This window comes from Chroococcidiopsis sp. CCALA 051 (assembly GCF_003015105.1).
Classification (GTDB): Bacteria; Cyanobacteriota; Cyanobacteriia; order Cyanobacteriales; family Chroococcidiopsidaceae; genus Chroococcidiopsis; species Chroococcidiopsis thermalis.
The window spans coordinates 39,879-52,112 of the sequence record NZ_PYCI01000016.1 but is presented as its reverse complement, the minus strand read 5'-3'; the positions used below and the strand labels follow the sequence as shown (position 1 = coordinate 52,112).

Here is a 12,234-nt window from a genome sequence, read left to right as displayed (position 1 = left end):
CGCAATGAAATTATTATTGGTCTGCAATCCAGGGGGTCATTTCTCTACCATGATGGGTTTGAAAAGCTTTTGGTCTACCTACGAAAGGGAGTGGGTGACTTATCGGCATTATGACACGCAAAAATTAAGCGAAAAAGAACGGGTTTATTGGGTAGCAATGCAGGAAGCTCGGATGTTAGTTAGAGCATTTATCAACTTCTTTAAAGCCTTAATTATTCTGCACCAAAGCAAACCCGATTTAGTCCTCTCCACGGGAGCTAGCATAGCCGTACCGTTTATCATAGCTAGCAAATTGTATGGCATTAAAACAGTTTTTATTGAAAGTATCTCGCGCTCGGGTAATTTAAGCCTCACTGGCAGAATTGTTTATCACTTAGTAGATGAATTTTACGTCCAATGGCCCGAGTGTGTAGAACGCTATCCCAAGGCTCAATACAAAGGTGTAGTTGTGTAATTTTCTCCAAGCTTACGAAGGTTGATTTCAATGATTGTTTACACGCTTGGAACTATCTTTTTTCCTTTCGATCGCGCTGTTGATTGGTTGCAAATACTACTCGAACAAGAAATCATTGTCGAACCAGTATTACTTCAGCATGGTGCGACATCGACTCGGTTGAACCATCCCCTGTTAACTAGCGTGCCTTCACTCAGTCGCCATGAAATGTATGCAGCGGCACAGCAGGCTTCATTAGTTATTTCACATGCAGGGCAAGGTTCTACACGAATGCTGGCAGAAATGGGTGCTTGTTTTGTCCTACTTCCAAGACTGAAACGTTATGGAGAACATGTAGACGACCATCAACTCTTATTCGCTCGTGCTGTAGAGAAATATGGCATACAACACTGTATCGAACTTCAGCAGTTACTTGAATATGTAAAGGAGCGTCCTTCTCCCTTTCAAGGAAAATTATTTAACGCTCCTTCACTCGTGATGCATCTAATTGAACGATATAGAAGTTTGGAACTTCAGAAATAAATTAAATCAGGGAGTTTCTGCACTAGAGGTCAGTCAATGCTGAACTTGTATACAATTACGGATGTCAATAACTCTAATTCCCTTTCCAATCGAATGAGGGCAAAGCGCTTTGAATTTTTTAAGCAATTAGTAGTAACTTTACCGCGACCACTATCGATTGTCGATATTGGTGGCACTCCAAAGTTTTGGGAGCAATGTGGTTGGGCAGGTGTAGACGATTTTCAGATTACAATTGTTAATCTAAAAATGAGCGAGTGTAAACATTCAAATATCAAAATAAAGATTGGTGATGCAACAAATCTAGTTGATTACTCAGATCGAAGCTTTGATATTGCTTTTAGTAATTCTGCAATCGAACACCTGTTTACATTTGAAAATCAGGCAGCTATGGCTAGAGAAGTTAAGCGAGTGGGGCGTACCTACTGGGTGCAAACTCCTAATTATTGGTTTCCAATCGAACCCCACTTTCAGTTTATAGGATGGCAGTGGCTACCTACTACAGTAAGGGTTGAAATTCTTCGACGCTATGCCTGTGGGCGGCGTGGTCCATACCCAGATCTGGAGCAGGCAAGAAAAAACGTCCGCGAAATCAGACTGCTGACTCGCAAAGAGCTTCGCCAGCTGTTTCCCAACGCACATATTTGGGAAGAGCGTTTCTGCGGACTTGTGAAGTCTTGCACTGTATATAGCGGCTTCCCAGTTCAGGTAGCTTGAGTAAAAAGAGCCAGAAGCTTTCTGCACTGAATGTCTACAATTCAGTGCAGGCTCATTTTAGCGGCTATTTAACCCTTGACGGAATTAAAAGTCGAGCGCTCAACATAGCTGACTACTAAGGAGCAACCTGTCCAAAACTGGAATTGGCATCACCCAAGCGATATTCGTCAGTGTAGACAACCCGAGGAGCAGGTCCTTTAAAGTTGGGATCGCCCTTATACAATCCCATCTTGAAGTACGGTCCCGTGCCTTCATCGTTCCAAAAGGTAGCTCCTTTGTGGTCTATTTTTTGAACGTATGGTCCATCACCTACCTTAACCCAGACTTTGAGAAATCCATCGTTGTTGCCCGTCCATTTGACATGCATCACAAAATCAGTCCATTTGCCTTTGATCTCAGAGATCTTCGCTAGGGCGTGTTTAGTACATAGGACATCTACGTTATCACCCTTACGTTGGAGATTAAACATCAAGCCTTTATTGGCTTGGCGAGAAATTGTAGACCCGGCAGCACCACACCCACTCTTAGGAAATCTACCGTTGTGGCTGGGATAAGCAGGAAATTGATTGACGATATCAAATCCTGGGTCACTATCTTGCCAGTCTGTAGGAACGAATAAAGACCATCCATACCAGTAGGTTTCGCCAATTTTGGTTTTCTTCTTTTCCAGTTCGGCACGCTCACCACAACGATTGATCCAATGTTTGAAAGCTGTCTGACCAGCTCTCTTAATATTGTAGGAAGGCTCGATTCCAGAACAACCTTTGTTTCTAGATTGCGTAATTTCAGTCGATGACTCAATGATTCCGGCATGAGATTGATGTATTCCTACTGAAGCAAACAAAGCCGTACCCAAGAATATCGTGCCTAAAGCTGTGCGTAGCGATCGCCGTTTCCAAACTTTGGCAAACTTATTGCAATTCTCAACGGTCATATTGAAGTTCTCCGTAGATGCAGAATTTTTAACGCTAATTTGAGTAATTCCTATCGAATCAAAACATCTAAATACTTCTCAAATGAATGACTCGAACTGAATCAATTGGCAGAGGTTAACTGCACGTTGTTTTCCTACAAATCAGCGGTGAACTCAAGTTAATGCTTGCTCCCAGCTATTTCTAGGAGAAAAAACACTGATTTTTCTGAAAACCGTAATTCCACCGATCTTTTTGTGTAGCTATAACTTCTGTAAAAATACGTTGGTGAATCTAACTAATGCTGCAAATAAAGGGACTAACCAATGCGTTAACACTTTAAAAAATTAGTTCGAGATTTGAGAGTTCAATTATCTCTCGATTAACGATTTCCTCTAAAACTATCCCTGGCAAGCGATCGCTGATTTTGGATGAACAATGTTGTTAATTTCAACTAATCGCTGCTTGAAGACTCAATTCTTGTCTGTTATATCGGTAAAAGCAGGAATACTAGTAATTTAGTGCGATTGTTGTTAGATAATTCTACTGAAAATCAGCACGCGATCGGTAGAAAAACGGAGACTTGAGTTGACTCAAACTACAAAATTCATCTCTTATGACTAAGACTCAAACATCCTCAAATCGACGATTTAGCTATGACTCAGTAAAAACACTGGTACTAGCTAATTCTTGCAGGAGTTACGCGAAAGATCCCCCCTAACCCCCCTTAAAAAGGGGGGAAATTAAAGTCCCCTTTTTAAGGGGGTTGGGGGATCGAAATCTCTAACTTCAAATGCAGATCTAATGAATGCCCCCTTTTTAAGGGGGTTAGGGGATCGAAATCTCTAACTTCAAATGTATATCTTCTGTCTCAAACAAATTTGCTTAAACTACTACAAAACTAAGAGGTAAAGCTATGAAAGCTGTTCTACTTGCTGGCGGACTTGGCACTCGTTTAAGTGAAGAAACTACCATTAAGCCAAAGCCAATGGTTGAAATTGGTGGTAGACCAATTCTTTGGCACATTATGAAGACTTATTCTACCTATGGCATTAATGATTTCATTATTTGCTGTGGCTACAAAGGCTATGTAATTAAAGAGTACTTTGCTAACTATTTCTTACACATGTCCGATGTCACATTTGATATGCGCTTTAATCAAATGAACGTTCACTGCGGTTATGCCGAACCTTGGCGAGTCACGCTAGTTGATACGGGTGATAAAACCATGACTGGCGGACGGCTGAAGCGAGTCAAAGAGCATATTGGTAGTGAAACTTTCTGTTTTACTTACGGTGATGGTGTAAGTAGTGTCAATATTAAACAGCTAATTGAATTTCACAAACAACAAAAAACTTTAGCTACTTTAACAGCAACTCAACCACCAGGAAGATTTGGTGCAATTTGCCTAGAACAGGAACAAACTAAAATTACTTCTTTTCAAGAAAAGCCTACAGGGGATGGCGCTTGGATTAATGGTGGTTACTTTGTTTTGGAGCCAGAAGTTATTGATTACATAGCAGATGACTCCACGGTTTGGGAAAGCGAACCATTAGAAAAATTAGCTTATAACGAGCAATTATCTGCCTACAAACACGATGGTTTTTGGCAACCAATGGATACTTTGAGAGATAAAAACTATCTCGAAGATCTTTGGAAGAGCGGTAAAGCTCCTTGGAAAGTATGGTAGGACACTGAATATGAAGACTAAAGGGTGTAATCATTTCGTTTTAAGTGCATTAGCGTTGTGTACGACCTTCTTTTGCTTGACAGAAGGAGTGCATAAATCTGATGCAAAAATCATTGATTCAGTGATTACAGATGTTAAGCATCCAGAATTTGGTAAGGGGGGTTCTGCTTGCCAAAAGCTAGCAGCTATTTCCCCTGCTAGAGGGAACGGACAGAGGGTTTTCAAGCATTGGGTAAACCGTTGTGGCGAACGGGCTGAGATGGCAACGAAAAGAACCAAGATTGGTAGCACCTACTGGTATGGATGGTCTATGTTCGTTCCTTCTACTTGGAAAGATACAGATGCAGGATTTGATATCGTCAATCAATTTCCTACTTATCCCAGCCACAACGGTAGATTTCCTAAAAGTGGGTGTGGTGCTTCTGGGTCTACAATTTCTCGCCAAGCCAATAAAGGTTTGGTGTTTAATCTCCAACGTAAGGGTGATAACGTGGATGTCTTATGTACCAAACACACCTTAGCGAAGATTTCTGAGATCAAAGGCAAATGGACTGATTTTGTCATGCATGTCAAATGGACGGGCAACAAAGATGGATTCCTTAAACTTTGGCTGAAAACAGGTAATGGTAAATACATTCAAAAAATAAACTATCAGGGAGCTACCTTTTGGAACGATGAAAATACGGGACCGTACTTCAAGATGGGATTGTATAAGGGCGAGCCTAACTTTAAGGGTCCCGCCCCTCGGTTTTTATATACTGCTGAATATCGTTTAGGAGATGCTAATTCCAGCTTTAAACAAGTAATGCCACGCCTCTCTAAGCAAAAAATAGTTGAATAATTACTATATTTTAGCTTAAAAGTTACTTGTGATTAGATCGACCTTCTAACTACACGAGAAAGTTACATTCATTCAGGAAGCTGAAGTTATTTAAGGAGTTATTTCTTATGTCATTTGTTATAAACATACTTAAGAAAAAAATTATGACCGGTCGTCTGAGGTCGGCGGTTGGAATGATTCGTTTTCCGCTCCGTCAATGGATGTTTTCCATCGCTACAAAAAAGCTGGGCTTAAATATAGTAACTAGGGAAGATATTTTAAAAAACAAAGAACACTATTCTTTAATTCAATTTGGCGCAGAGGAAACAATTTTAGTTGACGAGCCTTACAACAAGAACCCCAATGAAATTCCCAGCATCATTTCTAGCAGAATTGGTAAAGCGAACACCTTAAACCAACCTGGCGTATTTGAAGTTGCAAATGCTCGGCTATTAGGCTCTACAGCCGTAGGATTTGATGCAGCCGGAAACTTGCTTGCAGAAACACTCAATCCGTTAAATTTAAGTAGAGCTATACCTACCCGTACTCATATTCTTAAATACCTCCCTAATTGGGAAGATCGAGTAGATACAGCCTGTTCGATAGTGATGGGTAACGGTAATTATTTTCACTGGATTGCAGATTATTTAACTCGGCTTCAAGGACTTGAATTCTATCAAGAACAAACTGGAAGAAAACCGACTTTAATTATAGATAAAAATCCTGCTAAGTGGCAGATAGAGTCTCTCAGACTCTTAGGATATGAGCCAGAGAATTGTCTACCCTGGAATGGATCGAGCTTAAAAGTTGACCGATTAGTTATTCCTTCCTGGCGGCGCGAACGGCGCATCATACCACCATCTGTCTGTCACTGGATGCGGCAGCGTATGCTCAGTAATCTAGATAAAGTCAAAAGTCAAAGTGACAGTTTTTCTTCTAGAATTTATATTTCTAGAACCAAAACAACTGGTCGTCAAGTGATTAATGAAGAGGAAGTTTTAGCAGCTTTGGCTCCATTAGGATTTGTATCTTACACAATGGAGAAAATGAGCTTTGCCGATCAAGTTAGATTATTTTCTCAGGCAGAAATAGTTGTTTCACCTCACGGTGCTGCACTCACAAATACGCTATTTTCACAGAACTTAAGCGTCATCGAATTTTTTGGTTCCTATGGTAGTCCCTCTTTCTTCCTCTTAGCAAAAGCATTAGGTTTTCGCTACGCCTGCCTTGCGTCAGGATACAGTGGCAAGAATGAGTTTAGTCAGAAGTATAATGGCGTAACAGTAGATGTAGCAAGATTGCAGGTTCTCGTTGAAGAAATGTTATCTCTATCTAGCGATCGCTCGTTGTTAAGTATGTCGTCATAAGCCTTTTTAGATTGCGTTCAGTCAGCAAACACTAGTTTCTTCAGGGAAGGTTTTGTGATTTTTTCAACGCATCTACTCAAGAAAAATTTCCTGGTTGTTTCTCGTAGAGCATTAGGCGGAACGGTACGACGAATATTTCAAAAGTGGACGTTTTCTCTCATAAGTAAATTCAAACTGAAAGTTGTAACGCGGAAAGAGTTACTTGCCGATCGCACAAAAGATCGCGTTTTTCCATTTAGCGATCGCGAGACAATTATCCTTGGCAAACCAAGTCAATCCTCAGATGATATAAAAGCGATCGCCAGTACAATTGGCACTTACATCTTAAATGAATCTTTTGTACATGAAGCAGTTGATGCAGAACTTGTTGGTTCTACAGCTGTTGGTTTCGATCGCGAAGGCAGCATCATCTCAGAAACAATCACAGGTAACCCAGATTGTAGAAAATATATACCCGCACAAACTTTAATCTCACAAAAACTCCCTAACTGGGGAGTTTCTCAACTTGATACAGTCTGTTCGTTAGTGAATTGGAATAGTGGCTATTTTCACTGGATAGTAGATTGCTTAATTCGATTTGAAGGACTAGCACACTATGAAGCACAAACTGGAATCAAACCAACTTTAATTATTAATCCTAATCCTGCTAAATGGAAGCAAGAATCTCTCAGACTTCTAGGATACGATCCAGATAATTGTATTCAGTGGAATGGAGGGAGAATCAAAGCTAAAAAATTAGTCGTCCCCTCTTTTCGGCGAGAGTACAACATCATATCACCTCAAGCTTGTCAGTGGTTGCGTCAGCGCATGTTGAGCAATCTTCCTGCTGTTAGTAGCAATCTTGCTTTTTCACCCAGGATATTTATTTCTCGACCCAAAACAACAGGTCGTCATATCATTAATGAGGATGACGTTCTAAAAGTTTTAGCTCCGTTGGGATTCGTCGCTTACAAAATGGAAGAGTTAAGTATTGCAGACCAAGTGAGATTATTTTCACAAGCTGAATTTATCGTTGCTCCTCACGGTGCTGGTCTCACAAATATCGTTTTTGCTCAAAACCTCAGACTGATTGAACTTTTTGGTTCATTTGGCAATTCGTGCTTTTTTGCTTTAGCGCAAGCATTAGGTTTTCGCTACGGTTGCTTAGGAGTTGATTTCAATCCGAAAAACAAAAGTGGCAAGTACCAAGGCATGATGGTAAATGTTGTGAAACTACAAGCTTTGGTAGAAGAGATGTTATCCGCTAGTGGCGATCGCCAACCTGTAATTACTACTTATTGATTGGCAACAACTAGCTGGCTACTAGATTGCTTGGCGATCGCAATTTTATTCAGAGAAAGGCAGCACTACCTTGAGTACAGCAATAAATCCTGTTGTACTTAATTAATTTGATTCAACTCCAACTAACAAAAATTCTAATCTTTGCAGGAAAGATGCTGTGGTAAATTTTTTGGTCGCGCCTTTGAGGAATTTGCTCAAGCAAAAGATTTCGGCTGCTCATCGTAGAACAATTGGTGGAGCAATCCGACGCTCAATTCAGCAACAAACATTTCATTTTGTTAGAAAGATCGGTTTGAAAGTCATCACGAGAAAGGAAGTTTTTGAGGGAAATATCAAACATCGAGTTCTTCAATTTAATGCCGAAGAAGCAATTGTCATTAATCACCCCTGTAACGGTTCTGACCAGATTCGAGAAATTTTAAATACAACTGGTCAACATAATTTGTCACAACCATTTGTCATAGAGGTGGAAAATGCTAAGTTAGTTGGAACTATAGCTATTGGTTTTGACGAGGCTGGCAACATAATTGCAGAAACGATCTCGGGAAATCCAGACTGCATTAAATATATTCCAGCTCAAACTTTACTTTTGGAAAAGTTGTCTAACTGGGCAGCACCTCAGTTAGAAGCGGCTTGTTCGTTAACTAACTGGAATAGCGGTTACTTCCACTGGTTGATCGATTGTTTAACCCGACTTGAAGGAATTGAGTACTATCAAGCACAAACTGGAATTAAACCAACTCTAATTATTCATGCTAATCCTCAAGAATGGCAAAAAGAGTCTCTCAGACTTTTAGGATACAACCCAGATGATTGTATTGAATGGAACGACTCCGGCGTTAAAGTTAAAAAGTTAGTTGTCCCCTCTTTTCGACGAGAACACAACATCATATCGCCTACAGCCTGTCAGTGGTTGCGCCAGCGGTTATTGAGCAATCTGTCTGATAATACCAGCATCTCTTTATCGCCTAGAATATATATTTCTCGACCCAAATCAGCCGGACGAAATATCATTAATGAAGCAGATGTTATGGCGATTTTGGCTCCTTTGGGCTTCGTCGCTTATACGATGGAGGAACTGAGTTTTGCAGATGAAATTAGACTATTTTCTCAAGCAGAAATAGTTATCGCTCCTCACGGTGCTGGTCTCACAAATATAATTTTTGCACTCCAGAAATTAATTGTTATCGATCTGTTTGGTTCGTTTGGTACGCCGTGTTTCTTTGCCTTAGCACAAGCATTAGGTTTTTACTACGGTTGCCTGGGAGAGGGCTTCGATCCAAAGAATAAAACTGGAAAGTACAAAGGGATTACGGTAGATATTGCCAAATTGCAAGTTTTACTGCAAGAAATGTTCACTGTTAGAGATAGCGATCGCCAAGTTGCCAGTGTAGAAGACACACTATTTCTGACTGGCGACAGTGCCGTCTAAAAAAAAGCGATCGCCCCATATACACAAATTCAAGCTTACAAACATGAAAATTCTTGTTACTGGTACAGAAGGCTATCTCGGTTCGTTACTAGCTCCAATTTTGATGCAACGCGGGCATGAAGTTATCGGCGTAGACACGGGATTCTATAAAGTTGGTTGGTTGTACAACGGCACTCAACTGACTGCTAAAACACTCAATAAAGATCTGCGGCAGATTTCAACTGAAGATCTAGAAGGGGTGGAAGCGATCGTCCATATGGCAGAGCTTTCCAACGATCCAGCCGGACAACTTTATCCCAACATCACCTACGACATTAATCATAAAGGTTCCGTCCGCCTCGCCACCTTAGCTAAAACAGCTGGAGTGCGGCGCTTTGTCTACATGTCTTCCTGTAGCGTCTACGGAGTTGCAACCGCAGGAGATGTGACTGAAGCATCTCCTGTCAACCCGCAAACCGCTTATGCCGAGTGTAAAACACTTGTAGAGCGAGATGTCACGACAATGGCTGATGATAGTTTTTCGCCTACATTCATGCGAAATGCGACAGCTTTTGGTGCTTCCCCCAGAATGCGCTTTGATATCGTCTTAAATAACCTGGCAGGGTTGGCTTGGACGACTAAAGAAATTAAAATGACCAGTGACGGTACACCCTGGCGACCTCTAGTCCACGCACTCGATATTGCTAAGGCGATCGCCTGCACGCTGGAAGCTCCGCGCGATATTATTCACAATCAAATCTTTAACGTCGGTGACACGGCGCAAAATTATCGCGTCAAACAAGTTGCTGAAATCATTGCTGAAACCTTTACAGGATGTCAGTTAAGTTTTGGTGAAAATGGGGCGGATAACCGCAGCTATCGCGTCAGTTTCGAGAAGATTAATACGGTACTGCCGGGATTCAAATGCGAGTGGGATGCACGACGCGGCGCTCAACAATTATTCGATTTATTTACTCAAATTGATATGACTGCGGACACGTTTTTATTCAGAGGATTTACTCGGTTGAAGCAGTTGGAATATTTAATTCAGACTCAGCAAATCGATCGCGATTTCTTTTGGAAGAAGCTAGGCGATTAGAAATCGCGGCTAGACAAACCACTACATTTTGATGAGTGATGCAAAGATCTTGGAGATCCCCCAACCCCCTTAAAAAGGGGGCTTTCCTGGAAAAAGCAAGCGTTGTTTCCTTCCTTAAAAAAGGGGCTTTCCTAGAAAAAGCAAGCGTTGTTTCCCTCCTTAAAAAAGGGGCTTTTCTGGAAAAAGCAAGCGTTGTTTCCCTCCTTTTTAAGGGGGGTTAGGGGGGATCTTGCCTCAATCGGTTAGAGGAGTAATTATGTTAGTTGATGCTTTGAAATTACCAGCAGAAACGCTGGTAGAAACAGACATTTGTATTATCGGTGCTGGTGCGGCAGGAATCACATTAGCACGGGAATTGCGCGATCGCCCCGAACAAGTTTGTTTGCTTGAAAGTGGCGGATTTGACTATGAGGAACAGATTCAATCGCTGTATGCGGGCGAGAATACTGGTCTAGCTTATTTTCCCTTGAAAGAAGCACGCGGGCGCTATTTCGGCGGTTCGACCAACTTGTGGGGCGGTTGGAGTCGTCCGATGGATGAAATTGACTTCGAGCATCGTCCCTGGATGCCTTATAGCGGTTGGTGTTTTCCGAAGGCGGAGCTAGACCCCTACTACGAACGGGCGCAAACTGCTTGTCATTTGGGTGCATTTGAATACGATTTGGCATACTGGCAAGAGGCGTTAGCGCAACAATGTCAAGTCCCCGCAACTACAGAGCAGCTGGCTACCTATCTATGGCAGATTATCCCATGTACTCACTTGCGCTTTGGGGAAGCGTATCGCGCCGAGATCGAGCAGGCGAGTAATATTACTACCTATCTCCACGCTAACGTGCTGGAGATTGAAACCAACGACAGCGCTCAAGCCGTAACGCGGCTGCGGGTGGCAAGCTCGGATGGCAAACAGTTCTCGGTAGCAGCAAAAATCTTCGTGCTAGCGGCGGGTGGAATTGAAAATCCTCGCTTGCTCCTAGCTTCCAACCGGGTGCAAAGTGGTGGAGTCGGCAACCAATACGATTTGGTAGGCAGATTCTTCATGGAGCATCCCTATTTAATTTCTGGCAAAGCCGAATTGTCCAATTCAGCTGAGTTATATACGCGAATTAAGTTTCCCGTGGGTGAAACATTTCTGGCAACAGGCTTAGGCTTGTCCAAAGAAGTGCAAGAACGCGAACAGATTCTGAATTTTGGCTTGAGATTATTAGCCATTGATGAATGGTTAGAAGCTTACAAGCGATTGCGATCGCAAACTCAACAGACAGTCCGACATAAAGCTTTTCCCTCCATTGCAGAAGGACGGAAGAACGTTGGTAAGGCTTCGACGATCGCAGATTTCATCAAAGTCGCTAGCCGTCCCAATCGCTTTGCTGACAGAATGACGAAAAAACTGTTTCAGCAATCCATTGCGGCGCGACAATTTAATAGTTGCGATACCCATTTAATTGGAGAGCAAGCACCTAATCCCGATAGTCGAGTTACTCTCAGCCGCGATCGCGATAAATTAGGGATGAATCGCGTCCAGCTTGACTGGCGTTTGAGTCCAATTGACAAGTATACAATTGCGCGATCGCAGCAGTTAATCGCAGCAGAATTCGAGCGTTCTGGACTGGGTAAAATTCACATCGAACTAACTGACGATGAAGCGACTTGGCGATCGGTAGCTGGCTCCTATCATCATATCGGCACAACCCGCATGAGTAGCAACCCCAGGGAAGGCGTGGTTGACGAGCATTGTCAAGTGCATGGAATTCACAATTTATATGTTGCTGGTAGCTCGGTTTTTCCCACCAGCGGACTTTCCAATCCTACTCTCACGATTGTCGCTTTAGCGATCCGACTTGCCGATCGCCTGAAAGATCGTATGAACAATTCTACTACCAGCGATCGAGCAGTCGTCCTAATTCAACAGTGACCAGTTATCGTAGGGGCGGGTTTAGCGAATAGATTGGCAATTGTGGTAAATCT

Annotated in this window: 12 protein-coding genes; 11 read left to right on the top strand and 1 reads right to left on the bottom strand. The window is 42.2% G+C overall.

Annotated elements, in window-relative coordinates:
- Window positions 1-4 precede the first annotated feature (4 nt).
- The 3 genes from pssD to C7Y66_RS05950 are packed head-to-tail and all read left to right on the top strand — an operon-like array spanning window position 5 to window position 1,690.
- Window positions 5-454: a PssD/Cps14F family polysaccharide biosynthesis glycosyltransferase gene (gene pssD / locus C7Y66_RS05960; RefSeq protein WP_106544860.1), complete on the top strand. Its 450-nt coding sequence runs from the start codon at window positions 5-7 to the stop codon at window positions 452-454.
- Window positions 455-484: 30 nt separating this feature from the next.
- The gene (locus C7Y66_RS05955; RefSeq protein WP_106544859.1) at window positions 485-976 is read left to right on the top strand and encodes a glycosyltransferase; all 492 of its coding nucleotides are present in this window, start codon (window positions 485-487) and stop codon (window positions 974-976) included.
- Between the two features lie 36 nt (window positions 977-1,012).
- The gene (locus tag C7Y66_RS05950; protein WP_106544858.1) at window positions 1,013-1,690 is read left to right on the top strand and encodes a class I SAM-dependent methyltransferase; all 678 of its coding nucleotides are present in this window, start codon (window positions 1,013-1,015) and stop codon (window positions 1,688-1,690) included.
- A 115-nt stretch (window positions 1,691-1,805) separates the two neighbouring features.
- Here C7Y66_RS05950 and C7Y66_RS05945 read toward each other — a convergent pair whose 3' ends face one another.
- A complete protein-coding gene (locus tag C7Y66_RS05945) occupies window positions 1,806-2,624 on the bottom strand; it encodes a polysaccharide lyase (RefSeq protein ID WP_106544857.1) in 819 nt (272 codons plus the stop codon).
- Between the two features lie 893 nt (window positions 2,625-3,517).
- On the opposite strand from C7Y66_RS05945, the gene rfbF reads away from it, so the two are divergent.
- The 8 genes from rfbF (at window position 3,518) to C7Y66_RS05905 (ending at window position 12,181) form a co-directional block, all read left to right on the top strand.
- Window positions 3,518-4,291: a glucose-1-phosphate cytidylyltransferase gene (rfbF, locus tag C7Y66_RS05940; RefSeq protein ID WP_015152830.1), complete on the top strand. Its 774-nt coding sequence runs from the start codon at window positions 3,518-3,520 to the stop codon at window positions 4,289-4,291.
- A gap of 10 nt (window positions 4,292-4,301) precedes the next feature.
- A complete protein-coding gene (locus C7Y66_RS05935; protein WP_106544856.1) occupies window positions 4,302-5,132 on the top strand; it encodes a heparin lyase I family protein in 831 nt (276 codons plus the stop codon).
- 143 nt (window positions 5,133-5,275) lie between these two features.
- Entirely contained in the window at window positions 5,276-6,478 is a 1,203-nt protein-coding gene (locus C7Y66_RS05930; protein WP_233222547.1) for a DUF563 domain-containing protein, read from the top strand.
- Between the two features lie 54 nt (window positions 6,479-6,532).
- Window positions 6,533-7,759: a DUF563 domain-containing protein gene (locus C7Y66_RS05925; protein WP_106544854.1), complete on the top strand. Its 1,227-nt coding sequence runs from the start codon at window positions 6,533-6,535 to the stop codon at window positions 7,757-7,759.
- Between the two features lie 157 nt (window positions 7,760-7,916).
- Window positions 7,917-9,191 carry a DUF563 domain-containing protein gene (locus C7Y66_RS05920; protein WP_106544853.1) on the top strand — a complete coding sequence of 425 codons (1,275 nt, stop codon included), beginning with the start codon at window positions 7,917-7,919 and terminating at the stop codon, window positions 9,189-9,191.
- A 43-nt stretch (window positions 9,192-9,234) separates the two neighbouring features.
- Window positions 9,235-10,269 (top strand): NAD(P)-dependent oxidoreductase, encoded by a 1,035-nt coding sequence (locus tag C7Y66_RS05915; RefSeq protein WP_106544852.1) that lies wholly within the window; start codon window positions 9,235-9,237, stop codon window positions 10,267-10,269.
- A gap of 38 nt (window positions 10,270-10,307) precedes the next feature.
- Window positions 10,308-10,490 carry a hypothetical protein gene (locus C7Y66_RS05910; RefSeq protein WP_106544851.1) on the top strand — a complete coding sequence of 61 codons (183 nt, stop codon included), beginning with the start codon at window positions 10,308-10,310 and terminating at the stop codon, window positions 10,488-10,490.
- Window positions 10,491-10,525: 35 nt separating this feature from the next.
- Window positions 10,526-12,181, top strand: coding sequence for an FAD-dependent oxidoreductase (locus C7Y66_RS05905; protein WP_106544850.1), 1,656 nt, complete (start codon window positions 10,526-10,528; stop codon window positions 12,179-12,181).
- The last annotated feature ends 53 nt before the right edge of the window (window positions 12,182-12,234 follow it).

Excerpts from the sequence above, each read along its gene's own strand:
- C7Y66_RS05930 (WP_233222547.1), top strand. The coding sequence starts at position 5,276 with ATGACCGGTCGTCTGAGGTCGGCGGTTGGAATGATTCGTTTTCCGCTC.
- C7Y66_RS05935 (WP_106544856.1), top strand. The coding sequence starts at position 4,302 with ATGAAGACTAAAGGGTGTAATCATTTCGTTTTAAGTGCATTAGCGTTG.
- pssD (WP_106544860.1), top strand. The coding sequence starts at position 5 with ATGAAATTATTATTGGTCTGCAATCCAGGGGGTCATTTCTCTACCATG.
- C7Y66_RS05910 (WP_106544851.1), top strand. The coding sequence starts at position 10,308 with ATGCAAAGATCTTGGAGATCCCCCAACCCCCTTAAAAAGGGGGCTTTC.
- C7Y66_RS05915 (WP_106544852.1), top strand. The coding sequence starts at position 9,235 with ATGAAAATTCTTGTTACTGGTACAGAAGGCTATCTCGGTTCGTTACTA.
- C7Y66_RS05950 (WP_106544858.1), top strand. The coding sequence starts at position 1,013 with ATGCTGAACTTGTATACAATTACGGATGTCAATAACTCTAATTCCCTT.
- rfbF (WP_015152830.1), top strand. The coding sequence starts at position 3,518 with ATGAAAGCTGTTCTACTTGCTGGCGGACTTGGCACTCGTTTAAGTGAA.
- C7Y66_RS05945 (WP_106544857.1), bottom strand. The coding sequence starts at position 2,624 with ATGACCGTTGAGAATTGCAATAAGTTTGCCAAAGTTTGGAAACGGCGA.
- C7Y66_RS05905 (WP_106544850.1), top strand. The coding sequence starts at position 10,526 with ATGTTAGTTGATGCTTTGAAATTACCAGCAGAAACGCTGGTAGAAACA.
- C7Y66_RS05955 (WP_106544859.1), top strand. The coding sequence starts at position 485 with ATGATTGTTTACACGCTTGGAACTATCTTTTTTCCTTTCGATCGCGCT.